Here is a 21,430-nt window from a genome sequence, read left to right as displayed (position 1 = left end):
CGGCACCGCAGGTGGCACCAAGTAGGCTGGGTGATCGTGCCAGCCAATGTTGATCCGTCCGGTCCCCGCTCGCCCGGCGCTGTCGGCGCGTCGGCGCCCCGCACCGCCGGTGCGGTGGCGGACCACCCCGGCCGGGGCGTCGTCTCCTTCGTCCGCCGCAGTCCGCGCATGAATCTCTCCCAGCACCGGGCGATGGACGATCTGGCACCCCGCTATCTCATCGACGTGCCCCGCGCCGACATGTCGACCTCGGTCGCCCCGGGCACGCGGATCGATCTGGCCGAGCGCTTCGGGCGCCGGGCCCCGCTCGCCGTCGAGATCGGTTCGGGGGTCGGCGACTCGCTGGTCGCCATGGCCGGCGCCCGACCCGACATGAACGTCCTGGCCTTCGAGGTCTACGCGCCGGCCATCGCCTCGACGATGGGCAAGCTCGACCGCGCTGGGGTGCGCAATGTGCGGCTCGTCGCCGCCGACGGCACCGAGGGGCTGCGCGAACTGGTCGGCACCGCCGCCCTGGCCGAGCTGTGGACCCTCTTCCCCGACCCCTGGCCCAAGAAGCGGCACCGCAAACGACGCCTGGTCAACCAGGTCTTCGCCGAGCTGGTCGCCGATCGTCTCGAGGACGGCGGGCTGTGGCGTCTGGCAACCGACTGGGCCGACTACGCCGAGCAGATGACCGAGGTGCTGGGGTCCAGCCCCCTGTTCGCCAACCGGTACCCCGACCTGCCCGGGGGATGGGCTCCGCGCGGCGACCGGCCGGTCACCCGGTTCGAGCGGCGGGGCATGGAGGCCGGCCGCACGATCCGCGATCTCGTCTGGGCCCGGGTGCCCCGATGACGTCCGCACCGACACGGACCGGCACGCACCGCCTGCGCCTGGACATCGGCTACGACGGCACGGACTTCCACGGCTGGGCGATCCAGCCCGGCCTGCGCACCGTCGAGGGCGAGTTGGCCGACTGGATCGGACGCGTCGCCCGCCTGGGCGCTCCCGCCGAGCTGACGGTGGCCGGACGCACCGACGCCGGCGTCCACGCCCGCGGCCAGGTCGCCCACGTGGACGTACCCGCCCGCATCTCCCCCGCCGAGCTGGGGCACCGGCTGGGAAGGGTCCTGCCGCCGGACATCATCGTGCACCGCGTGAGCCCGGCGCCGGCCGGCTTCGACGCCCGGTTCGCGGCCTCGTGGCGCCGCTACGTGTACCGCCTGTGGGACGAGCGGTCCCGCCCCGACCCCCTGCTGCGCGGCCACACCACCACCGTGGGCCAGGTCCTCGACACCGACCTCATGAGCGAGGCCGGCTCCCGCCTGCTGGGGCTGCGCGACTTCGCCGCCTTCTGCAGGCGCCGCGCGGGGGCCACGACGATCCGCACCCTGCTCGACTGCGCGGCGACCAGGGCCGGCGACCCGAGCAGGACGGTCGAGGTGACGGTACGGGCCGACGCCTTCTGCCATTCGATGGTGCGGTCCCTGACCGGGGCCCTCGTCGCCGTCGGCACCGGCCGCAGGCCCCTGGAGTGGATCGACGCGGTGGCCGCCAGCACGAGACGGTGCGGCGACGTCCACGTCATGCCGCCCGGTGGTCTGTGCCTGGAGGAGGTCCACTACCCCGACGACGGGGCGCTGGCGGCTCGCGTCGGGCAGGCCCGAGCCCTTCGTACCCTGCCCCGGGACGACTGCGGCTGCACCACGGAGGGATGAGGATGAGCCACTACTTCGTCACGCCGGACGGCCCCGGGCGTCCCCGCACCGTCCGCGCCCGCATCTGGGGTCACGACCTCACCCTGGCCAGCGAGGACGGGGTCTTCAGCGCGGGCCGGCTCGACCTCGGCACGGCGGTGCTGCTGCGCGAACTCGACCCGCCCGTCAACCGCCCGGCGCGCTTCCTCGATCTGGGCTGCGGCTTCGGCCCCATCGCGGTGGGGCTCGCCCTGGAGTGCCCCGACGCGCACGTCGACGCCATCGACGTGAACGAACGCGCCGTCGCCCTGACGGCCGCGAACGCGAAGGCCCTCGGCGTCGCCGATCGTGTCACCGCATGCGCCCCGGAACAGATCGGACCCGCGGTCCGCTACGACGAGATCTGGTCGAATCCCCCGATCCGCATCGGCAAGGCGGCCCTGCACGAGCTGCTGGACACCTGGCTCGGCCGGCTGACCCAGGACGGGGTCGCGCACCTGGTGGTCAGCAAGAATCTCGGGGCCGACTCGCTGGCCGCCTGGCTGGCCCGGCAGGGCTGGCATGTCGTGCGGGTGGGCTCGGCCAAGGGCTTCCGCGTGCTCGACGTGACCCGGGCCACCGCCTGATCGGGCCCGCCCCCGGAGCGGGGCGCCCGCCCTCACGCGGGAGGCGAACCGTACAATCGGGATCGGTGCGGCCGCCCCGCCGTCACGGTCCGTCGGCCCCACCGATTCGTCACGTCACCTGTTCGGGACGCCGATGACGGCCGCCGGGCGTCCCGGGAAAGGACCCACACATGTCCATCGGTACGAAGACAGCTGCCGCCGCGACGGCTCTCATCGCCGCCGCCTCGCTCGTCGGTTGTTCCGGCTCCTCGTCGTCCGGGGAGGACTCCTCGGCGTCCGCCTCGACCGGCACCTATTCGAGCGTCGAGGAGTGCACCGGGGCCGGCCAGGTCTGGCTGGTCGTCTCGACCGACCAGGGCGAGGTGCTGGCCAACCAGTGCGTCGGCAACCCCGAGAACGGCGCCGCGGCCCTTGAGGCGGCCGGCCTGACGATCGCCCGCGACGGCAACAGCCAGTTCATCTGCCAGATCGACGGCTACCCGTCGGAGTGCACGGTCACCTCCGACAGCTACTGGAACTACTACCACGCCGAACCCGCCGGCACCTGGTTCTACTCGCAGGAGTCGGCCGACACCTTCGCGCCGGAGGGCGGCTGGATCGAGGGGTGGTGCTACGGCACCACCTGCACGCCTGAGGGCATCGAGGGTGACGCGGCCCCGCAGATCGACACGTCGGGCCCCGCGGCGGGCGACGCCGATGAGACGGCGGCCGCCGACGACCAGGATCAGTCGCCCGAGGCGGAGCAGTCCTCCGCGGCCTGAACCGCCCGGTGGGTCCCGGGTGCGGCGTCCGTGAGCGCGGACTCCCCACCCGGGGCCGGCTCGTCGGCCTCGGCGAAGAAGGCCCTGCGGTCCGCCCGGCGCAGCACCCTCAGGACGCCCGGACCGACCAGGATGATCGCGACCGCGGTGGTGACGGCGCGCCCGACGTTCCAGCCCATGCCGGTGGCCAGCTCGAAGAGAGCGAAGGTGTGCAGGTTGTGGCCCAGGCCGGCCTCGGCGTCCCAGCCCAGCCCGCTCGTACCCGCGTAGTAGGGCCAGAACGCGAAATCCATGAGGGTGCCGTAGAGCACGGCGCCGACCATCCCCCAGCCGCACAGCATGGCGATCTCGGCCGCCCCGCGCACCCTGCGGGGCAGGACGCCGGCGAAGAGCCCCACGTAGGCGCAGCACAGCGCCTGGTACGGCAGCCACGGCCCGACGCCGCCGATGAGCAGGGACGACACGAGCATCACCATGGCGCCCATGATGAAACCGAACCCGGCGCCGAAGACACGGGCTCCCAGGATGATGAGGAAGAAGACCAGGTCGATTCCAGCGGTGCCGGCGCTGAGGGGGCGCAGGACCGCGTCGATCGCGGTCAGCACCCCCAGCATGGCGAGGGCCTTCACGTCGATCGCGCCGCTCGACAGCTCGACGAGCACGAGAGCGAGGATCACCGGGAGCACCAGGGCGAAGACGAACGGCGCCCGCCCGGAGTAGGCGGCGACGTCACCGGACGGCGCGACGAGTGGCCAGCAGAAGACGGCCAGACCGATGAGCGCCGCCGCGACGAGCGCGACCCGCGAACGCCAGGTCACCGAGACCGCACCGCCCCGGGCCCGGCGGCTCATGACCGCACCGCCCTCACCGAGGCCCAGTCGATGTCGTCCAGGGTGAGGACGGGGCGGGGCGCGAAGACCCGGGCCAGCTGCGGGGCGAAGCTCGGCGAGGCGGCGCAGACCTCCCGGCTCGGGCCGTCGGCGACGATCTGCGCGTCGGCCATCATGACCGTCCGGTCACTGACGCCGGCGGCGAACTCGACGTCGTGGGTGCTGACGAGCACCGTGGCGCCGTCGGCCGCCAGGGCGCGCAGCATGGTGCGCAGCTGGTGCTTGGCCTCGTAGTCGAGGCCGCGGGTCGGTTCGTCGAGCAGGAGCACGCCGGCTCCGGCGGACAGCTGGATGGCGAGGACGAGCCCGAGCCGCTGCCCCTCGGACAGGTCGCGCGGGTCGGTCCGTGACGGCAGGTCCATGCCGAGTCGTTCCAGGAGCGCCCTCGTGGCACCGGGGGCGGCACCGGCGTCCTCGTCGGCCTGGGCGCACTCGGCGGCGACGGTGGGCAGGTAGAGCAGGTCGGCGGCGGTCTGCGGGACGAGCGTGACGAGTCGGCGGGCCGCCCTGGCGCCGAGACGGCGCGGGTCGGCGCCGGCCACGGTGAGTTCACCGGTGCTGCGCCGCCCGCCCTGCAGGGCCCACAGCAGGGTCGACTTGCCGGCCCCGTTGCGTCCCATGAGGGCGGTGACCTGTCCTGCGGTGAGATCGATGTCGATGCCGTCGAGCGCGACGACGGGCCCGTAGGAGACACTCAGTCCCCGGGCGCGCACGGTGGTCGGCCCCACCGGCGCCGGTTCATGTTCGATGACCGACGGCTCCACGTGCTCGCGGCCCACCCGTCGCCGGGCGTCACGCACCGACAACGGCACCTGGGCCCAGCCGATGGCTCGGGAGAGCTGGGCGAGCGGGGGGACGACGTCCGCGTGGGCGAGTACCTCGGCCGGCGGGCCGAACTCGGCCCGGCCGTCGCCGGGCAGCCACAGTACCTGGTCGACCTGCTTCATGACGCGTTCGAGCCGATGCTCCGCCAGGACGACGGTCAGTCCCGCGTCCCAGACGAGCGCCCCGATGGCGGCCAGGACGTCGCTGGCCGCGGTCGGGTCGAGCGCCGACGTGGGCTCGTCGAGGACGAGCACCTGCGGCTGGGCGGCGAGCACCGCTGCGATGGCGACGCGCTGCTGCTGGCCGCCCGAGAGGCTGCGCAGGCTGCGGCGGCGCAGGTCCGCGATGCCCATCGTGTCGAGGGTCTCCTCGACACGTTTGCGCATCGCGTCGGGTGCGATGCCCAGCTGTTCCATGCCGTAGGCGATCTCCTCCTCGACGACGTCGGTGACGAATCCGGCGAGCGGGTCCTGGCCGACGAAACCGACGAGGTCGGCCATGTCGCGGGCCGCATGATCGACGGTGGAGCGCCCTGCGACGGTGACGGCGCCTCTCATCGTCCCGCCCGTGAAACGCGGGACGAGGCCGTTGACGGTGCCCAGCAGGGTCGACTTGCCGGTTCCGGTGCGGCCGGCGACGAGCACCAGGTCGCCCTCGTCGATGCTCAGGTTGACGTCCGCGAGGACCGGGGCCGGACGGCCCGGGTAGCCCACCGACAATCCGATCAGGTCGATCATGGCGTACCACCTCGGGGTCGGAGTCGTTCGGCGTCGAGATCGGCCCGCCCACCGGCCTGCTCCTGCTCCGGCTCGGAACGCCGGGCCGTCCAGGCGAGCCAGTCCGAGACGCGGGGCGGTGGCGGGGTCAGGACGGCGGGGGCCGCCAGCGAGGCCACGATGAACAGGAAGAGCGGGTGGAGGGCGGGCAGGGCCAGCGGCGGCATCGTCACGTCCAGCGCGCCGGGGGCCAGGCGCCCTGCCGCGACCGCGGCCGCGACCGCCACGACGCCACTGGCCAGGACCACCCACTCGGGCCGCGACCAGTCATCGGGCCGGTAGTGGGTGACCTGGAGGCGACGGCCGGCCAGGCGCAGGGCCGCGCCGAGGGCCAGCGCCCCGGCAGCGAGGAGCACGACCCACACCGGGCTCGGCCGGCTGCCGCCCAGCATGAGGAATGCCCCGATCCCCAGGCAGACCGAGCCGAGCAGCCCGAGCAGGATCCCCCACGCAGAGCCGCCGCCCGCCCGTGTCCTGCCGAAACCGCGCGACTCCATGCTCCGGGCCAGCCCCATGGCGCGTTCGACCGAGTCCTCGAGAACCGGGATGACCAGACGGGCCAGGCCGCCGACGCCGGTGACCGCCCCGGCGCGAAGCCGCTGGGCGCGGCGCACCCTGGCCAGCGATTCGATCATCTGCGGGGCGACGGTGAGCGCGATGACCACGGCCACCGAGATCTCGTACAGGGCGGCCGGCACGCTGCGCAGCGCCCGGCGCGGGTTGGCGAGGGTGTTCGCAGCGCCGACGCACAGCAGCATCGCGGCCAGGCGCATCGCGTCGAAGCAGGCCATGAGGACGGGCTCCAGGTAGACCCGTCCGCCGATGCGCAGTCCCGCCGCCCACGAGGGCAGCGACAGCTGGGGCAGGTCCCACAGCAGCGTGCCGGAGGAGGTGGCGCTGAAGAAGGTGGCGAAGAAGACGCGCATGACGAGCACGAAACCGGCCATCGACAGGTAGACGCCCAGTGAGCGGGCCCACGGCTCGTCGCTGCGGCGGCGCAGCACGGTGACGAGCACGGCGGCGCACACGAGCCCGATGAGCCACGGGTTGGTCGTGAGGCTGACGGTCACCGCAGCGCAGATGGCCCAGGCCCACCAGGCCCAGGGGTGCACGGTTCGTCCCACGAGCCGCACGCCCCCCTGCGGCGGGCCGGCATCGATCCCGGTTCCCGTCCTGCTCGGCACCGCTCCCCCATCCCGCGCCTGCCGAGCGCGGGATGATCGCGCCCCAGGCATGCAAGGTCGAGGGTACAACGCCCCGGGAGCCGTGGCCCCGCCCCACTCAGGTGAGACGCTCCTTGACCTTGGCGAGGACCTCCGGCCAGTGGCCGTCCAGGCGCCGGCCGGCCAGCACGACACCGCCCCAGCAGGCGAGTCCGCCGACGAGCAGGCCGACGATCAGCCCGGCCCAGCCCAGCGCCGGCCGTCCCATGGCCGTGGCCAGGATGAACAGGAGACCCGAGGGCGCCCCGCCGAGGACCGGCAGGATCATCGTCAGCACCGACCCGAGGAAGGTCTCGGCCGTGCTGCCCGCGTTGCGGGTGAAGACGCTCGAGGTGGGTGGCGGCATGGGCTGCTGCCACATCGCATCCACCCAGGTTCCGGTGCCCATTGCGACGAGCCATGTTCCGACGGTCATGCCGATCAGGCCCGGAACGTCGTATCCGGGTGCCAGGACGAGCGCGACGACGAGACTGCAGAGCAGGACCGGGCCGCTGATGATCGCGACGACGGCGACGCGGGCCGCCCGGTCGTGGACGGCGGACACCTGCGACAGCGCCACGGTCCACAGCGCCGAGCCGTCGTAGCTCAGCCCCCAGGCCGAGACGTTCGAGGTCATCAGCGCGCACATGAACGGCGCCAGGGCGATCGCCTGCCGCTGGTCGCCGAGCACGGCCGGGAGGACCATGATGAGGGGCACGAGGACGATGCTGATGAGCTGGATGAACCGGCGCTGGTCGCGGCGCCAGTAGCGCAGCTCACGGCCCATGAGCGCGCCCACGACCCCGGCAGGCAGCAGGTCGTCGAGTCGGGAGCCCTTGACCCGTGCGGCCTCGTCCCGCGTGACCGGGTTGACCAGGGTCCGGTCGATGAGGCGCACCCAGCACCGGGCGAGCAGCGCGACGAGCGCGAGCGAGGCGACGACGTGCACCAGCAGGACCGGCCAGGCGCCCTGCTGGGCGTCCCAGGCCAGTGACCAGCACCACCCGAAGGGCGTCCACCGGGCGATCTGCGCGGCGGCGGTCACCGGGGCCAGCAGTTCCGTGCCCCACAGGGCGTCGACTGGGGCTTGGGAGAGGAACTGGAAGCCGACGCCGGCGCCGATGACGCCGAGCAGCAGCACGACCCCCAGCCGCTCGCGCACGCGCCTCCTGCCGAGAACAGGGCCGAGCGCTGCCAGCACCACGCGTGCCAGCAGGACGCAGGTGGTGACGCCGAGCAGCAGCTGGGCCGCGGCGAGTACCGCGGACAGGGGCTCGGCGCGCCAGGCGACGACCACGAGGAGCGCGACGATGCCGACGGCGACCGAGCCCGGGGTGAGCAGGGCGGATGCGAACAGTGCGGGGGCCAGTTCGCGCCCGGTGCGGGGCGTGAGGGCGAAGCGGGCGGGTTCGAGCAGGCTCGCGTCGCCCGCGCCGGCGACACCGATCAGGGGCCAGCCGAGGGTGATGACGGCCATGGCCGCGGTGAGCACCGGCCCGCGCACCGCTGAGGCCTCGTCGAGGCCGAGCGCGACGATTCCGGCGCCGAGCAGGGCGAGCAGGCCGAGGCCGTAGAGCAGCACGATGGCGAAGGCGACGATGCGCCCGGTGCTGGCGGTGACGCCGCGCCAGGTGAGTTTCAGTTGGAGCCGGGCGAGGTATCCAACCACGACAGCTCACCCCCGCCCACCCGGTGGACGCCGACGAGCTGCAGGAAGCGCTGCTGGAGCGGCAGCCCGGCGCGGACCTCATCGATCGTGCCGGCGGCGAGGATGCGGCCGGCGGCCATGACGGCCACGGCATCGCACAGCGTCTCGACGAGCTCCATGACGTGACTCGACATGACGACGGTGCCGCCCCCGGCCGTGTAGCGGTGCAGGATCTGCCGGATCGTCTCGCCCGAGACGGGGTCGACGGACTCGAAGGGCTCGTCGAGGACGAGGAGGCGGGGGTTGTGGATGAGGGCGCAGGCCAGGCCGATCTTCTTGGCCATGCCCGCCGAGTAGTCGCAGACCATCTTGTCGGCGTCACCGGCCAGGTCGAGCGTGGCGAGCAGCTGGTCAGCGCGCTGGCGTGCGGTGGTGCGGTCGATCCGGTGCATGCGGGCGACGAACTCGAGCAGTTCGCGCCCGCTGAGCCGGTCGAAGGTGCGCAGCCCGTCGGGCAGGACGCCCATGAGCGCCTTGGCGGCGGCGGGGTCGGCCCAGACGTCGTGCCCGGCGACGTGCACCTGCCCCTGGTCGGGCCGCAGCAGGCCGGTCGCCATCGACAGGGCGGTCGTCTTACCTGCCCCGTTGGGGCCGACCAGGCCGAACAGGGATCCGGCGGGAACGTCCAGGTCGATGCCGGCCACCGCGCACCTGCCGCCGAAGAACTTCACCAGCCCACGGATCGACAGGGCGGCCCGCGGGTTCGCCGCGGCGGGCACCGGCGCCCCGCCGGGAACGGTCTGGGACGGTCCGGCGGGGACGCCCTGGGGCCAGTCGGCGGGTGCCGCCTGCGGCGGGACCTGCGGGCCAGGCGCAGCCGGGTACGGCTGCTGGGCGGCTCCGGGAGCGGCCCAGTGGTCCGGGCCGGAGACCGTCCGCCCCGGGTCGCCCTGCGGTATCGATGACGTGCTCATGTCCCCATCATCCTGAAATCCCGCGCCGCCGCGCATCCCATCTCGGGATGGAATCAGCCCTTCCGTCTCATTCCTTCGACGGATCCGCCCGCGGCCGACCCGCGGTTCTGCGGCCGGATCGGGCGGTGCGGGAATAGACGGGCACCGGCCGCATGTTGTTGAAGATGACACCGACGAGCCCCGGGCGCAGCCGGCGCCGGGGGCGGAATGAGGAGACATGGCCATTTACACGCTTCCGGAACTGCCCTACGACTACTCCGCGCTGGAGCCCTACATCTCGGGCGAGATCATGGAGCTCCACCACGACAAGCACCACCAGGCCTATGTCGACGGCGCCAACACGGCCCTCGACAAGCTGGCGGAGGCGCGCGAGAGCGGCGACTTCGGTGCCATCAACAAGCTCGAGAAGGACCTGGCCTTCAACCTCGGCGGCCACGTCAATCACTCCGTCTTCTGGCAGAACATGGCCCCCAAGGGGTCCGGCCCCGAGGCCCCCGAGGGCGAGCTCGCCGAGGCCATCACCGAGTTCTTCGGCTCCTTCGACGCGATGAGGGCCCAGTTCAACGCCGCCGCCACCGGGATCCAGGGGTCCGGCTGGGCCTCGCTGGTCTGGGATCCGCTGGGCCGGCGCATCCAGACCCTGCAGTTCTTCGACCACCAGAACAACCTGCCGGCCGGCGCCACCCCGATCCTCCAGCTCGACATGTGGGAGCACGCCTTCTACCTGCAGTACAAGAACGTCAAGGGCGACTACGTCAAGAACTGGTGGAACGTCGTCAACTGGGACGACGTCTCCGCGCGCTTCCTGGCCGCCAAGAACGCCTGAGTCGGACCGTTGGACATGGTTTCTCAGGAAACTTGAGGCAACCGTTTCCCGGACGAAGGGGCTCCCCGTGTGCGACGGGGAGCCCCTTTTACCGTTGTGACAAGGTTTTTCACCGGTCTCGGCAGGAAACACCCGCGGCCTTGGCGATTCAGGGTTCAATGGGGGTCTTCTTCCACATCTCTCAGCCTTGTCTTAGACTGGGGTCATTCATCGGTGCGTCTTCCCCACGCCCCATGTGAAGACAAGCATGTGAAGAGAAACGTTCTTTCAACTCCAGGAGTCTGAACGCGTGAAGAAGACATGGACCGCCCCGGTCGCCACCTGTGTCGGGGCAGCAACCCTGTTCACGAGCGGCTTCAGCATCGCGCTGGCCAACAATGACGTCGAGCTGATCGTCGACGGCCAGAGCACTGAGACCCATCAGCTCGGCGGCACGGTCGCCGACCTGCTCAACGCCCATGACATCACCCTCGACGACGCCCACGACGTCGTGAGCCCCTCGCTCGACACGAGGATCACGGACGGCCAGCAGGTCTCGGTGAACTACGGCCGTCCCGTCAACGTCACCATCGACGGGGCGAAGAATTCCCTGTGGACCACCTCCACCAGCCTCGATGACGTGCTCGACTCGCTCGGCGTCGCCGACGACGCCCGCATCTCGATCGACCGGAACACCCGGATCGAGCGCGAGGGCATCACCGTCACCGCGGTGACCCCGAAGAACGTCACGCTCGTGGCCGACGGCGAGGAACGCCGGCTGGTCTCCACCGACGAGACCGTCGCCGACCTGCTCGCCAGCAATGGGATCACCCTCGGCGAGAAGGACCGGGTGAGCGCCGACCCGGCGACCCCCGTGACGAAGGACATGCGCATCCAGGTGCAGCGGGTCACCACGAAGAAGGTCACCGAGACCGAGAAGATCCCCTACGAGACCGAGGAGACCGAGGACGACACCCTCGACGCCGGTACCGAGAAGGAGACCCAGGAGGGCCGGGACGGCTCCAAGGACGTCGAGTACGAGGTCGTCATCGTCGACGGTGTCGAGGAGAGCCGCACCAGCAAGTCCGAGAAGGTCACCTCCGAGCCGGTGACCAGGCGGGTCAGGGTCGGCACCAAGTCCAGCGACGGCAACACCGGCTCCACCGAGGGCCTCGACCTGTCGAGGGCCGACATGTGGGACCGGATCGCCGCCTGCGAGTCCTCCGGGAACTGGTCGATCAACACCGGCAACGGCTACTACGGCGGTCTGCAGTTCGACAGCCAGACCTGGCTCGGGGCCGGTGGCGGCGACTACGCGCCCCGCGCGGATCTGGCGACCCGCGAGCAGCAGATCACCGTCGCCAACCGGCTCTACGCCGAACGCGGCCTGTCCCCCTGGGGCTGCGCGAGCGCGGCCTGAGACCCCCACGCGACACGGCCCCGGACCGGGCCGGACGCGAAGACGCGAGGCCCCACCCGCATCCGATCGGGTGGGGCCTCGCGTCTTCCCCTGTCCGGAACCGAGCCGCCCGTGTCGGGGAACACCGATCCGAGCCGCAACGCATGATGCCCGGCCCCTTCCGGGGCCGGGCATCATGACTCACGACGTCGGATCAGTGACTCACTTCTCCTCGTCCGCCTCGGCGGGCTCCACCGCGTCCTCGTCCTCAGCGGCCTCGGCCTGCTCATCCTCGACGACGGCCTCGGCCTGCTCCTCGTCAGCGGCCTCGGTGTCGGCGGCAGCAGCAGCGGCCTCCTCGATCGCCTCGACAGTCTCGGCGGCGGTCGGGGCTGGCTTGGCCTGGCTCTTGGGGCTGACCGGTTCGGTGATGATCTCGATGACGGCCATCGGGGCGTTGTCGCCCCGGCGGTTGCCGATCTTCGTGATCCGGGTGCAACCGCCGTCGCGGCCTTCGAGCGCCGGTGCGATGTCGTCGAAGAGGTGGCGCAGCACCTCCTTGTCGCGGATGGTCCTGGCGACGATGCGGCGGTTGTGCAGGTCACCGCGCTTCGCCTTGGTGATGAGCGTCTCGGCCAGGGGCTGCACGCGACGGGCACGGGTCACCGTGGTGGTGATCCGGCCGTGCTCGAACAACTGGCTGGCGAGGTTGGCCAGGATGATCCGCTGGTGGGATGCGCTGCCGCCGAGGCGGGGACCCTTCGTGGGCTTGGGCATGTTTCTCTCTCCAAATCATGTGGCGCGCGCGAGGGCGCACAGATCAGTACTGTTCCGTCTCGGCGTAGTCGGCGCCGTCTTCTTCTTCGTCCTCATAGCGGTCGGCCGCCGCCAGCGGATCAAAACCGGGGGCGCTGTCCTTGAGGGACAGGCCCAGCTCGGCCAGCTTCTCCTTGACCTCGTCGATCGACTTCGAACCGAAGTTGCGGATGTCGAGCAGATCCTGCTCCGAGCGGCTGACCAGTTCACCCACGGTGTGGATGCCCTCGCGCTTGAGGCAGTTGTACGAGCGCACCGACAGATGCAAATCGTCGACGGGCAGGGCCAGGTCGGCGGCGAGCTGCTCGTCGACCGGGCTCGGACCCATTTCGACGCCCTCGGCCTCGACGTTGAGTTCACGGAACAGGCCGAAGAGCTCGACGAGGGTCTTACCGGCGGAGGCCACGGCGTCCCTCGGGTGGATGCTGGGCTTGGTCTCCACGTCGACGATGAGCCGGTCGAAGTCGGTGCGCGTCTCGACACGCGTGGCCTCGACCTTGTAACTCACCTTGAGCACGGGCGAGTAGAGCGAGTCGACGGGGATCCGCCCGATCTCCGCGTCCGGATCGTTGTTCAGGGCGCTGGACACGTAGCCGCGTCCCCGCTCGACGACGAGCTCCATCTCGAGGGAGCCGTTGTCGGCCAGCGTGGCGATGTGCATCTCGGGGTTGTGGATCTCGACACCGGCCGGGGCCGCGATGTCGGCGGCCGTGACATCGCCGGCGCCGGACTTGCGCAGGTACATGGCGACGGGCTCGTCCTCCTCGCTCGAGAGAACAAGTCCCTTGAGGTTGAGGATGATCTCCGTGACGTCCTCGACGACACCGGGCAGGGTGGAGAACTCGTGCTGGCAGCCCTCGATCTTGATGGACGTGATCGATGCGCCGGGGATCGAGCTGAGCAGCGTGCGGCGCAGCGAGTTGCCGAGCGTGTACCCGAAGCCGGGTTCGAGGGGCTCGATGATGAACCGCGAGCGGAAGTCGCCGACGACCTCTTCGGAGAGGGTCGGGCGCTGTGCGATGAGCATTCTTTTCCCTTTCCGCCCCGACCGCTATATGACGGGGCGATGAGCCGGCCACGAGGACTCCCCTCGCGGCCCTGGTGCGGGGGCGGGGATGACCCCGCCCCCGCCAAGAGGACGGCCCCGCGCCGACGGCCGGCGCGGGGGCGCCGAATCACTTCGAGTAGAGCTCGACGATTGCCTGCTCGTTGACGTCCACGACGATCTGGTCGCGCGTGGGCAGCTGATGCACGAGGATGCGCATCTTGTTGGGCTTGACCGTGAGCCAGGCGGGCACGTCGCGTTCGCCGAAGGTCTCACGGGCCACGATGAAGGGGACCATCTGCTGGCTCTTCGGGCGCACGTCGATGATGTCGAGGGCGCTCACCCGGAAGCTGGGGATGTTCACCTTCCTGCCGTTGACGAGGAAGTGGCCGTGGCTGACCATCTGACGGGCCTGGCGGCGGGTCTGTGCGAAGCCGGCGCGGTACACGACGTTGTCGAGGCGGGACTCGAGGATCTGCAGCAGCAGGTCACCGGTCTTGCCCTGACGGCGGGAGGCCTCCTCGTAGTAGTGCCGGAACTGCTTCTCGAGCACGCCGTAGGCGAAACGCGCCTTCTGCTTCTCACGTAGCTGGAGCGAGTACTCCGAGTCCTTCGTGCGGCCGCGGCCGTGGACGCCCGGGGCGTACGGGCGGCGTTCGAACGCCTTGTCGTTGCCGACCAGGTCCACCCCGAGGCGACGGGACTTCTTGGTCATGGGGCCGGTGTAACGGGCCATTGTTGTTCAGTCCTTTTCTGCTTGGTCGGGTTCAGACGCGGCGGCGCTTCGGGGGGCGGCAGCCGTTGTGCGGCACCGGGGTGACGTCGGAGATCGTGCCGACCTCCAGGCCGATGGCGCCGAGCGAACGGATGGCGGTCTCACGACCGGAGCCGGGACCCTTGACGAAGACGTCGACGCGCTTCATGCCATGGTCCATGGCACGACGACCAACAGCCTCGGCTGCCATCTGGGCGGCGAACGGGGTCGACTTGCGGGAGCCCTTGAAACCGACGGTGCCGGCCGAGGCCCATGCGATCACGGCGCCATTGGTGTCGGTGATGGCGATGATCGTGTTGTTGAACGTGCTCTTGATGTGGGCCTGACCGGCGACCACATTCTTCTTCTCCTTGCGCCGCACCTTGGTCTTCGCGGCGGCCTTGCGGGCTGCAGTAGCCATAAAGTTCTCAGTCTCCTGGAATCAATCCTTGTTCCGCGTCGCCCTGGGGCTCAGCGGGCCTTCTTCTTGCCTGCGACGGCCTTCTTGCGGCCCTTGCGGGTGCGGGCGTTGGTGCGGGTGCGCTGGCCGCGGACCGGCAGGCCGGCGCGGTGGCGGCGGCCCTGGTAGGTGCCGATCTCGACCTTGCGGCGAATGTCGGCTGCCACGGCGCGGCGAAGATCGCCCTCGACCTCGTAGTTGGCGTCGATGAAATCGCGGAGGGCGACGAGCTGCTCGTCGGTCAGGTCCCTCACGCGGATGTCGGGGCTGACACCGGTTGCTTCCAGGATCTTGTCGGCACGGGTCCTCCCGATGCCGTAAATGTATGTGAGTGCGACCTCCAGGCGCTTGTCGCGCGGCAGGTCGACACCTTCGAGGCGTGCCATCAGGCGGTACCTTTCAGTTCTCGGCCGGTTCCACCCGGCCGCGAAGGTTGTGGCGTGAGGCGTTCCCGCGGCCCGGGGATCGGGTCCCCGGCGGGCCCTGGCCTTCGTCCAGGGGTTTGACTGGGTCCGGCCCAGCCCTGCACTCACGTTGGGAGCCGCTGCGCGGCACGGGGCCCGCAGCGGTTGTTCAGTTGTCGTGAAGAGCGGGTGCTCAGCCCTGGCGCTGCTTGTGGCGCGGGTTGGTGCAGATCACCCGGACGACACCGCGGCGACGGATCACCTTGCAGTTGTCGCAGATCTTCTTGACGCTCGGCTGAACCTTCATCGAGCCTCTCCTTGAATGGGCCGCGGGGCACGATGCCCCACGGTCATGGGTGTGACGTGATTACTTGTGGCGGTAGACGATGCGTCCACGCGTCAGGTCATAGGGGGAGAGCTCCACGACGACACGGTCCTGGGGCAGGATGCGGATGTAGTGCTGACGCATCTTCCCGCTGATCGTCGACAGCACCTTGTGGCCGTTGTCCAGCTCAACGCGGAACATCGCATTGGGCAGGGCCTCGACGACTGTGCCCTCGAGCTCCAAGGCTCCCTCTTTTTTGGCCATAGACTCTCAATCTCTTGATCGAACGCTTGGACGTGCCCGACGGCCGAAACCACACGGACACCCGCATGCGACCATGCGGGCATCACCGGACACAATGAACCGACGGTCAATGTTATGCCACCTGGGCCCGGCGCCCAAATCCGCCGCCGGCCCGCGGCAACCGCCCGCGCCCCCGCTCGGCTGCGGCGACCACGAACCGGCCGGCTGCCCGCTGGGCGGGGTGGCGCGCGCCCGAGGGCGTGATCTGCTTTGCTTGGGAGTGCCAGTCGACGCATCCCGAGGAGCAATGATGTCCTTCTTCACGATCAACTACACCTACGATCCGGCCAAGGACGCCGATGCGGTCCGTCCGGTGCACCGGGCCTATCTGCGCGAGTTGTACGCCGCCGGCTCGCTCAAGGCGGCGGGCCCCCTGCTGGGCACCGACCCGGTCAGGGCGTTGCTCATCGTCGAGGCCCCCGACGAGGCCGCCGCCACCGCGCTCAGCGATGCCGACCCGATGGTCACGGAGGGCATCGTCTCCGACCGCAGCGTCATCGAGTGGAACCCGGTCACCGGTATCTTCGCCCAGCCCTGACCCTCTGCCACCCGCAGCGGCCCGCGGCCTCACGGGCTGCGGGCCGCTGTCGTCGTTTCGGGGGCTCACACGCTCGTCGTGTTGTGCTCGTGCTCCTGGTGTTTGGCCGGCTCGAGCTGGATGGTGGAGTGGTCGATACCGAAGTGTGCGGCCAGGCACTCGTCCAGTTCGTCGAGGATCTGGTTGGCATGGGCGTCGGTGAAGCACTCGTCGGCGATGATGACGTGCGCGCTCACCGCGGTGACGCCCGATGTGACGGTCCACGCGTGCAGGTCGTGGGCCGCCTTGACGTGGTCGACGTCGAGCAGGTGCCGGTGTACCTCGTCCAGGTCGAGATCGGAGGGTGCCGCCTCCATGAGGATGCGCACTGCCTTCGCGGTGATCGGCACGCCGGCCCGCACCATGAGGAGGACGACGATGAGTGAGGCGATCGCGTCGGCCCGCATCCAGCCGGTGACGAGGATGACGGCCGCCGCGGCGAGGGTGCCGATGAACCCGAACAGATCGGTGAGGATGTGCTGGTAGGCGCCCTCGACGTTCAGGCTGGTGCGGTTGGCCGCGGCGATGAGGCGGACGTCGACGACGTTGACGACCATGCCGATCACCGCCACGATCATGACGGGGACGGCGTCGACCTCGGGCGGGTCGACGAGGCGTTCGATGGCCTCGACGAGGACGATGACGGCCACCACCAGCAGGCTCACGCCGTTGACCATCGCGGAGATGATCTCGGCCCTGCGCCACCCGAAGGTCATGGACCCCTTCGGCGGGCGGACCGCCAGCTTGGCGGCCCACAGGGCGATGGCGATCGACGCGGCATCGGTGAGCATGTGGCCGGCGTCGGACAGCAGGGCGAGGGAGCCGGTCAGCAGCGCGACGACGACCTCGACCAGCATGAAGGCGAGCAGGAGCAGAAGCGCCCCCCACAGGGGGCCGCGGCGAGTGGTGGCGGTGACGGTCACGCCGTGGTCGTGGTGATGGTGCTCGTGCACCTCATCGGATCCGCCTGGCCGGTGCCCGCCGGGAGCGCCGTGGGCGTGGTCGTGCTGCATCAGTCCTCCTGTTCGATCCACTCGGACCAAACCTTAGGGCTGCCTCAGTCCACAAATCCAGTGCTGGGACCAGCATGCGGCCAGAACATCCCGCCCGCCACCGATTCCCCTGGTCAGGAGGCCGAATCAGCTGCGAATGATCCTCACTCCGCGGCTTGTCAGAGAAGTGCCACCAGGAGCAGTACGACGACCGCCACGAGCACCACCGCGGCGCCGATGCCGAACCACGACGAGGCCCTGACAGCGGGGGTGCTGTCGGGGCGGATCGAGGGGTCGTTGACCTGCCCGGGGGCGAGGGCGACGTCATTGCTGGACCCTGCGGGGTCGCTGAAGCGGTACTGCGCGGGCAGTCTCTCGCCGATCCTGGCGAGCTCGGCCCTGCTGCCGGCGGTGAACAGTTCGTCCTGCAGCTCACGGTAGTCGGCCAGGTCGAGGTGACCGCCGGTGTAGGCGGCGCCCAGGAGGTCATTGAGGCGCGACCGGTCGCGCTCGAACTGCTCCCCGGGCACCGGCATGTTCGTCATGACAACAGCCTATGCGACCCGCCGGCACCGGCCGCGCCCGCCCGCTCAGCCCAGCGGGGCGAACCGGACTCCCCTGCCCCCGAGTTCGGCCTCGCCGCCGTCGGGTTCGGTGAGCACCCACAGGCCGTCGGGCATGACGGCCACCGTGTTCTCCCAGTGCGCGGCCCGTGAGGAGTCCCGGGTCACGACGGTCCATCCGTCGTCGAGCTCGACGACCTCCTCACCGCCGAGGGTCACCATGGGTTCGACGCACAGGCACATGCCGGCGACGATGCGTGGACCCCTGCGCGGGCGACCGACGTTCGGCACGTCCGGGGGCTGGTGCATGGCGGTACCGATGCCGTGCCCGGTGTACTCGCGCAGCACGCCGTACGAGCGGCCGTGCGAACCGACCGAGGACTCGACTCCGTGGGAGACGTCGCCGACGCGGGCGCCGGCGCGGATCCGGGCGATGCCGTCCCACATGGACCGGCGGGTCACCTCGGAGAGGGTACGGGACGGCTCGTCGACCTCGCCGACGGCGACGGTCCGGGCGGCATCGGCGTGCCAGCCCTCGACGATGGCGCCGAAGTCGATGGAGACGATGTCCCCCTCGGCGAGGACGCGTTCACCGGGGATGCCGTGGACGACGACCTCATTGACGCTGATGCAGGCCACGCCGGGGAAGGGCGGGTAACCCCAGCCGGCGCCGTAGTTGAGGAAGTTGCTCCGGGCGCCGCGCCTGGCCAGCACCTCACGGCCGATCCGATCAAGCTCCCCCGTGGTGACGCCCGGCCGTGCGGCGGCGCTCATCGCCTCGAGGCCTTCGGCGGTCACCAGCCCGGCCCGGCGCATGAGGCGGATCTGGTCGGGTGTCTTGATCTCGATTCGCTCGCGCATGGGCCCGGGTCAGGCCACGAAGGCGTCGACGGCGGCGGTGATGCGGGCACCGACCTCCTCGACGGTGCCGTTGCCGTCGACCCTCACGAGCAGGCCCTGCTGCTCGTAGGTGTCGAGCAGGGGCTGGGTGGACTCCAGGTAGACGTCCATGCGGTGGCGGATGGTCTCCTCGTTGTCGTCGACACGGCCCTCGATGCCGGCGCGCTTGAGGAGCCGGGCGATGAGGTCCTCCGGGTCGACGTCGAGGCAGATCACGGCATCCAGACCGGCGGAGTGCTCCGCCAGGTAGGCCCCGAGCGCCTCGACCTGGTGCAGGGTGCGGGGGAAACCGTCGAGCAGCCAGCCGTCGGCCGCGTCGGCCTCGTCGAGCCGGTTGGTGATGATCTGTTCGGTGAGTTCGTCGGGCACGTAGTTGCCGGCGGCCATGATGGCGCTGACCTGCTTACCCAGCTCGGTGCCCTGCTTCACGTTGGCCCGGAAGATGTCACCGGTGGAGATCGCCGGAATGCCGTAGTGCTCGGCGATGCCGACGGCCTGCGTGCCCTTGCCCGCCCCGGGGGCGCCCATGATCAACAGTCTCATCTGAGGAACCCTTCGTAGTTGTGCTGATGGAGCTGGGACTCCACCTGTTTCATGGTGTCGAGACCGACACCAACCATGATGAGCAGACTCGTGCCGCCGAAGGGGAAGTTCTGGTCGGCGTTGATCCAGATGATGGCCAGCGTCGGGATGAGCGAGATGACCGCCAGGTAGAGCGATCCCGGAGCGGTCAGCCTGCTCAGGACGTACGCCAGGTAGTCCTCCGTGGGTTTGCCGGCCCGGACGCCGGGGATGAAGCCGCCGTACTTGCGCATGTTGTCGCTGATCTCCACCGGGTCGAAGGTGATCGCCACGTAGAAGTACGTGAAGAAGATGATGAGCAGCAGGTAGATGACGTTGTAGACGAGGCTGTCCCCGGTGCCCGCCAGGTTCGCGGCGATCCACTCCGAGGCCTTCCCGGTCGGCCGGAAGATCAGGTAGAGCGAGGGCAGGTACAGGATCGAGGAGGCGAAGATGACCGGGATGACGCCGGCCTGGTTGACCTTCAGCGGGATGTAGGTGCTGGACCCGCCCATGAGACGGTTGCCGACCATGCGTTTGGCGTACTGCACGGGGATGCGCCGCTGCGCCTGCTCGACGAAGACCACCCCGGCCATGACCAGCAGGCCGACGGCGACGACGATGATCATGAGCAGCCAGCCCTGGTTCCCGGGGTGGGCGGTGCGGATGGCCCACATCGAGCTCGGGAAACGCGCCGCGATCTGGGTGAAGATGAGGATCGACATGCCGTTGCCGATGCCGCGGTCGGTGATGAGCTCGCCGAGCCACATGATGAGCGAGGTGCCGGCGGTCATGGTGAGGATCATGACGACGATCGAGAAGATACCGGTGTCGTAGACGACCGACTGGGTGCAGGTGCTGTACAGCTGGCCGGAGACGGCCAGCATCGTGAAGCTGGTGGCCTGCAGGACGGCGAGGACGACCGTGACCCAGCGCGTGTACTTGGTGATCGTCTCCTGCCCGGTGGAGCCCTCCTTCTTGAGGTTCTCCAGGTGCGGGATGACGACGGTCAGCAGCTGCAGGATGATCGACGCCGTGATGTACGGCATGATGCCCAGCGCGAAGACCGACAGGTGCAGCAGCGCGCCGCCGCTGAACAGGTTGATCATCGCGTAGGCGCCGGCCGCGTCACCCGTGGTGGCATCGGCCGCGCACTGCTGGATCGCGGAGATGTTCACGTTGGGGGTGGGGATGGAGGCCCCCAGCCTGAAGATCACGAGGATCATCAGGGTGAACAGGATCTTCTTGCGCAGGTCCGGGGACCGGAACGCGTTGAGGAAAGCCGAAATCACAACTGCACTCTCTGTTGGCTGCTGATGGACCGCCCACCCGGCGACGGGCGCCGGGGGCCATGGCGCAACTCGAACAGCGTACCCCGTTTGACCGGGCCGAGTGAATCCCGGACGTCGCGGCCCCGCCAGACCGTGCCTGTCGGGCCCGCTCGGGGACGGTTCAACGCCGCCGACTCACCGGACGACGGGCACCGTCCAGGGCCATCCGCTGCCGAGCGGCACGAACTCGCCGCCGCCCATGAGGGTGACCCGGTCGGCGATGAGCGCGAAACCGCGGTCGTTGAGCAGGCCGTCGTGGATCGGGATGACGAAGCGGGCGCCCACGGCGCGGACGAACTCGACGGTCTCACTGACCTTGCTCCACGGCGCCATCATCGGCACCGCCAGCACGTCGACGTCCCGGGGGGCGGTGTCGATCTCGTCGCCGGGGTGGAAGAGCACGGGTTCGCCCGGGGCGGCGAAGACCAGGCCGACATTGCCGATGCGCGGGATCTCGGGATGGATCACCGCGTGGCGGCCGCCGACCGCGGTGACACGGACGTCCTTGACGGCGACCTGCCGGCCGGCCTCGAGCGCCACACCCCCGGGCGTGGCGACGTCGGCGAGGACACCGGCCTCGGCGTACACGGCGAGGCCGGGACGGTCGGCGACGAACCCGGGGAAACGCGCCGGGTCGACATGGTCGGGATGACGGTGCGTGACGAACACGGCGTCGAGCCCGCCGAGGTCGGTCCATCCGTCGGAGTAGTTGCCCGGGTCGACGAGGATCCGGGCGTGGCCGGTCTCCACCAGGAGACATGAGTGGCCGAAACGCGTGATCTGCATGGTCCCACTATGCCGCCACCGGGCCCGC

At 70.3% G+C, this 21,430-nt stretch carries 25 protein-coding genes; 7 read left to right on the top strand and 18 right to left on the bottom strand.

Annotated features, from left to right (window positions below; all coding sequences use genetic code 11):
* Nucleotides 1-36: 36 nt before the first annotated feature.
* The 4 genes from trmB (at nucleotide 37) to PROPJV5_RS10935 (ending at nucleotide 3,066) form a co-directional block, all read left to right on the top strand.
* Nucleotides 37-837: a tRNA (guanosine(46)-N7)-methyltransferase TrmB gene (gene trmB / locus PROPJV5_RS10950; protein ID WP_420812732.1), complete on the top strand. Its 801-nt coding sequence runs from the start codon at nucleotides 37-39 to the stop codon at nucleotides 835-837.
* Nucleotides 834-1,700: a tRNA pseudouridine(38-40) synthase TruA gene (gene truA / locus PROPJV5_RS10945; protein ID WP_119716399.1), complete on the top strand. Its 867-nt coding sequence runs from the start codon at nucleotides 834-836 to the stop codon at nucleotides 1,698-1,700. The genes trmB and truA overlap by 4 nt, the downstream gene beginning before the upstream one ends.
* Nucleotides 1,701-1,702: 2 nt before the next feature.
* Nucleotides 1,703-2,305 carry a class I SAM-dependent methyltransferase gene (locus PROPJV5_RS10940; protein WP_119716398.1) on the top strand — a complete coding sequence of 201 codons (603 nt, stop codon included), beginning with the start codon at nucleotides 1,703-1,705 and terminating at the stop codon, nucleotides 2,303-2,305.
* 170 nt (nucleotides 2,306-2,475) lie between these two features.
* On the top strand, nucleotides 2,476-3,066 hold the full coding sequence (locus PROPJV5_RS10935) for a hypothetical protein (protein WP_119716397.1): 591 nt from the start codon (nucleotides 2,476-2,478) through the stop codon (nucleotides 3,064-3,066).
* Here PROPJV5_RS10935 and PROPJV5_RS10930 read toward each other — a convergent pair.
* The 5 genes from PROPJV5_RS10930 to PROPJV5_RS10910 all read right to left on the bottom strand — a co-directional run bounded on the left by PROPJV5_RS10930 (nucleotide 3,030) and on the right by PROPJV5_RS10910 (nucleotide 9,186).
* Complete coding sequence (locus PROPJV5_RS10930; RefSeq protein WP_119716396.1) at nucleotides 3,030-3,917, bottom strand: ECF transporter S component; 888 nt, start codon at nucleotides 3,915-3,917, stop codon at nucleotides 3,030-3,032. The genes PROPJV5_RS10935 and PROPJV5_RS10930 overlap by 37 nt on opposite strands.
* Nucleotides 3,914-5,518 carry an ABC transporter ATP-binding protein gene (locus tag PROPJV5_RS10925; RefSeq protein WP_119716395.1) on the bottom strand — a complete coding sequence of 535 codons (1,605 nt, stop codon included), beginning with the start codon at nucleotides 5,516-5,518 and terminating at the stop codon, nucleotides 3,914-3,916. Before PROPJV5_RS10925 ends, PROPJV5_RS10930 begins: the two co-directional genes overlap by 4 nt.
* Complete coding sequence (locus tag PROPJV5_RS10920; RefSeq protein WP_220474421.1) at nucleotides 5,515-6,681, bottom strand: energy-coupling factor transporter transmembrane component T; 1,167 nt, start codon at nucleotides 6,679-6,681, stop codon at nucleotides 5,515-5,517. Before PROPJV5_RS10920 ends, PROPJV5_RS10925 begins: the two co-directional genes overlap by 4 nt.
* Before the next feature lie 157 nt (nucleotides 6,682-6,838).
* Entirely contained in the window at nucleotides 6,839-8,428 is a 1,590-nt protein-coding gene (locus tag PROPJV5_RS10915) for a hypothetical protein (RefSeq protein ID WP_119716393.1), read from the bottom strand.
* Nucleotides 8,398-9,186 (bottom strand): ABC transporter ATP-binding protein, encoded by a 789-nt coding sequence (locus tag PROPJV5_RS10910; protein ID WP_420812733.1) that lies wholly within the window; start codon nucleotides 9,184-9,186, stop codon nucleotides 8,398-8,400. Before PROPJV5_RS10910 ends, PROPJV5_RS10915 begins: the two co-directional genes overlap by 31 nt.
* 412 nt (nucleotides 9,187-9,598) lie before the next feature.
* Here PROPJV5_RS10910 and PROPJV5_RS10905 point away from each other — a divergent pair, with 412 nt between their 5' ends.
* Both PROPJV5_RS10905 and PROPJV5_RS10900 read left to right on the top strand, forming a co-directional pair.
* Entirely contained in the window at nucleotides 9,599-10,207 is a 609-nt protein-coding gene (locus tag PROPJV5_RS10905; protein ID WP_119716391.1) for a superoxide dismutase, read from the top strand.
* A 289-nt stretch (nucleotides 10,208-10,496) separates the two neighbouring features.
* The gene (locus PROPJV5_RS10900; protein WP_119716390.1) at nucleotides 10,497-11,606 is read left to right on the top strand and encodes a resuscitation-promoting factor; all 1,110 of its coding nucleotides are present in this window, start codon (nucleotides 10,497-10,499) and stop codon (nucleotides 11,604-11,606) included.
* Nucleotides 11,607-11,807: 201 nt separating this feature from the next.
* Here the strand turns inward: PROPJV5_RS10900 and rplQ are convergent, their stop codons facing one another.
* The 7 genes from rplQ to infA all read right to left on the bottom strand — a co-directional run bounded on the left by rplQ (nucleotide 11,808) and on the right by infA (nucleotide 15,653).
* Nucleotides 11,808-12,362, bottom strand: coding sequence for a 50S ribosomal protein L17 (gene rplQ, locus PROPJV5_RS10895; protein WP_119716389.1), 555 nt, complete (start codon nucleotides 12,360-12,362; stop codon nucleotides 11,808-11,810).
* 43 nt (nucleotides 12,363-12,405) lie between these two features.
* Nucleotides 12,406-13,428: a DNA-directed RNA polymerase subunit alpha gene (locus tag PROPJV5_RS10890; protein ID WP_119716388.1), complete on the bottom strand. Its 1,023-nt coding sequence runs from the start codon at nucleotides 13,426-13,428 to the stop codon at nucleotides 12,406-12,408.
* 148 nt (nucleotides 13,429-13,576) lie between these two features.
* A complete protein-coding gene (gene rpsD / locus PROPJV5_RS10885) occupies nucleotides 13,577-14,182 on the bottom strand; it encodes a 30S ribosomal protein S4 (protein WP_119716387.1) in 606 nt (201 codons plus the stop codon).
* A 31-nt stretch (nucleotides 14,183-14,213) separates the two neighbouring features.
* Nucleotides 14,214-14,621 (bottom strand): 30S ribosomal protein S11, encoded by a 408-nt coding sequence (gene rpsK, locus PROPJV5_RS10880; RefSeq protein WP_119716386.1) that lies wholly within the window; start codon nucleotides 14,619-14,621, stop codon nucleotides 14,214-14,216.
* 50 nt (nucleotides 14,622-14,671) lie between these two features.
* Nucleotides 14,672-15,046 carry a 30S ribosomal protein S13 gene (gene rpsM, locus PROPJV5_RS10875; RefSeq protein WP_119716385.1) on the bottom strand — a complete coding sequence of 125 codons (375 nt, stop codon included), beginning with the start codon at nucleotides 15,044-15,046 and terminating at the stop codon, nucleotides 14,672-14,674.
* 211 nt (nucleotides 15,047-15,257) lie between these two features.
* Nucleotides 15,258-15,371 carry a 50S ribosomal protein L36 gene (rpmJ, locus tag PROPJV5_RS10870; RefSeq protein ID WP_016667967.1) on the bottom strand — a complete coding sequence of 38 codons (114 nt, stop codon included), beginning with the start codon at nucleotides 15,369-15,371 and terminating at the stop codon, nucleotides 15,258-15,260.
* A gap of 60 nt (nucleotides 15,372-15,431) precedes the next feature.
* Complete coding sequence (gene infA / locus PROPJV5_RS10865) at nucleotides 15,432-15,653, bottom strand: translation initiation factor IF-1 (protein ID WP_013160521.1); 222 nt, start codon at nucleotides 15,651-15,653, stop codon at nucleotides 15,432-15,434.
* Nucleotides 15,654-15,942: 289 nt separating this feature from the next.
* On the opposite strand from infA, the gene PROPJV5_RS10860 reads away from it, so the two are divergent.
* The gene (locus tag PROPJV5_RS10860; RefSeq protein ID WP_119716384.1) at nucleotides 15,943-16,230 is read left to right on the top strand and encodes a YciI family protein; all 288 of its coding nucleotides are present in this window, start codon (nucleotides 15,943-15,945) and stop codon (nucleotides 16,228-16,230) included.
* Nucleotides 16,231-16,295: 65 nt separating this feature from the next.
* Here the strand turns inward: PROPJV5_RS10860 and PROPJV5_RS10855 are convergent, their stop codons facing one another.
* From PROPJV5_RS10855 to PROPJV5_RS10830, 6 genes are all read right to left on the bottom strand, one after another.
* Complete coding sequence (locus tag PROPJV5_RS10855) at nucleotides 16,296-17,282, bottom strand: cation diffusion facilitator family transporter (RefSeq protein WP_119716383.1); 987 nt, start codon at nucleotides 17,280-17,282, stop codon at nucleotides 16,296-16,298.
* A 158-nt stretch (nucleotides 17,283-17,440) separates the two neighbouring features.
* Nucleotides 17,441-17,806: a DUF1707 domain-containing protein gene (locus tag PROPJV5_RS10850; protein WP_147385435.1), complete on the bottom strand. Its 366-nt coding sequence runs from the start codon at nucleotides 17,804-17,806 to the stop codon at nucleotides 17,441-17,443.
* A 45-nt stretch (nucleotides 17,807-17,851) separates the two neighbouring features.
* On the bottom strand, nucleotides 17,852-18,685 hold the full coding sequence (map, locus tag PROPJV5_RS10845) for a type I methionyl aminopeptidase (RefSeq protein WP_119716381.1): 834 nt from the start codon (nucleotides 18,683-18,685) through the stop codon (nucleotides 17,852-17,854).
* Between the two features lie 9 nt (nucleotides 18,686-18,694).
* On the bottom strand, nucleotides 18,695-19,267 hold the full coding sequence (locus PROPJV5_RS10840) for an adenylate kinase (protein ID WP_119716380.1): 573 nt from the start codon (nucleotides 19,265-19,267) through the stop codon (nucleotides 18,695-18,697).
* Complete coding sequence (gene secY / locus PROPJV5_RS10835) at nucleotides 19,264-20,577, bottom strand: preprotein translocase subunit SecY (protein WP_119716379.1); 1,314 nt, start codon at nucleotides 20,575-20,577, stop codon at nucleotides 19,264-19,266. The genes PROPJV5_RS10840 and secY overlap by 4 nt, the downstream gene beginning before the upstream one ends.
* Nucleotides 20,578-20,751: 174 nt before the next feature.
* The gene (locus PROPJV5_RS10830; RefSeq protein ID WP_119716378.1) at nucleotides 20,752-21,402 is read right to left on the bottom strand and encodes an MBL fold metallo-hydrolase; all 651 of its coding nucleotides are present in this window, start codon (nucleotides 21,400-21,402) and stop codon (nucleotides 20,752-20,754) included.
* Nucleotides 21,403-21,430 lie beyond the last annotated feature (28 nt).

Source organism: Propionibacterium ruminifibrarum, from assembly GCF_900289195.1.
Taxonomy (GTDB): domain Bacteria; phylum Actinomycetota; class Actinomycetes; order Propionibacteriales; family Propionibacteriaceae; genus Propionibacterium; species Propionibacterium ruminifibrarum.
This window is presented reverse-complemented; position numbering and strand designations above follow the sequence as displayed.

Excerpts from the sequence above, each read along its gene's own strand:
- truA (WP_119716399.1), top strand. The coding sequence starts at position 834 with ATGACGTCCGCACCGACACGGACCGGCACGCACCGCCTGCGCCTGGAC.
- rpsK (WP_119716386.1), bottom strand. The coding sequence starts at position 14,621 with ATGGCTACTGCAGCCCGCAAGGCCGCCGCGAAGACCAAGGTGCGGCGC.
- PROPJV5_RS10930 (WP_119716396.1), bottom strand. The coding sequence starts at position 3,917 with ATGAGCCGCCGGGCCCGGGGCGGTGCGGTCTCGGTGACCTGGCGTTCG.
- PROPJV5_RS10935 (WP_119716397.1), top strand. The coding sequence starts at position 2,476 with ATGTCCATCGGTACGAAGACAGCTGCCGCCGCGACGGCTCTCATCGCC.
- rpsD (WP_119716387.1), bottom strand. The coding sequence starts at position 14,182 with ATGGCCCGTTACACCGGCCCCATGACCAAGAAGTCCCGTCGCCTCGGG.
- PROPJV5_RS10940 (WP_119716398.1), top strand. The coding sequence starts at position 1,703 with ATGAGCCACTACTTCGTCACGCCGGACGGCCCCGGGCGTCCCCGCACC.
- PROPJV5_RS10855 (WP_119716383.1), bottom strand. The coding sequence starts at position 17,282 with ATGCAGCACGACCACGCCCACGGCGCTCCCGGCGGGCACCGGCCAGGC.
- PROPJV5_RS10830 (WP_119716378.1), bottom strand. The coding sequence starts at position 21,402 with ATGCAGATCACGCGTTTCGGCCACTCATGTCTCCTGGTGGAGACCGGC.
- map (WP_119716381.1), bottom strand. The coding sequence starts at position 18,685 with ATGCGCGAGCGAATCGAGATCAAGACACCCGACCAGATCCGCCTCATG.
- rplQ (WP_119716389.1), bottom strand. The coding sequence starts at position 12,362 with ATGCCCAAGCCCACGAAGGGTCCCCGCCTCGGCGGCAGCGCATCCCAC.
- PROPJV5_RS10890 (WP_119716388.1), bottom strand. The coding sequence starts at position 13,428 with ATGCTCATCGCACAGCGCCCGACCCTCTCCGAAGAGGTCGTCGGCGAC.
- rpsM (WP_119716385.1), bottom strand. The coding sequence starts at position 15,046 with ATGGCACGCCTCGAAGGTGTCGACCTGCCGCGCGACAAGCGCCTGGAG.
- PROPJV5_RS10850 (WP_147385435.1), bottom strand. The coding sequence starts at position 17,806 with ATGACGAACATGCCGGTGCCCGGGGAGCAGTTCGAGCGCGACCGGTCG.
- PROPJV5_RS10840 (WP_119716380.1), bottom strand. The coding sequence starts at position 19,267 with ATGAGACTGTTGATCATGGGCGCCCCCGGGGCGGGCAAGGGCACGCAG.
- PROPJV5_RS10905 (WP_119716391.1), top strand. The coding sequence starts at position 9,599 with ATGGCCATTTACACGCTTCCGGAACTGCCCTACGACTACTCCGCGCTG.
- rpmJ (WP_016667967.1), bottom strand. The coding sequence starts at position 15,371 with ATGAAGGTTCAGCCGAGCGTCAAGAAGATCTGCGACAACTGCAAGGTG.
- infA (WP_013160521.1), bottom strand. The coding sequence starts at position 15,653 with ATGGCCAAAAAAGAGGGAGCCTTGGAGCTCGAGGGCACAGTCGTCGAG.
- PROPJV5_RS10860 (WP_119716384.1), top strand. The coding sequence starts at position 15,943 with ATGTCCTTCTTCACGATCAACTACACCTACGATCCGGCCAAGGACGCC.
- PROPJV5_RS10925 (WP_119716395.1), bottom strand. The coding sequence starts at position 5,518 with ATGATCGACCTGATCGGATTGTCGGTGGGCTACCCGGGCCGTCCGGCC.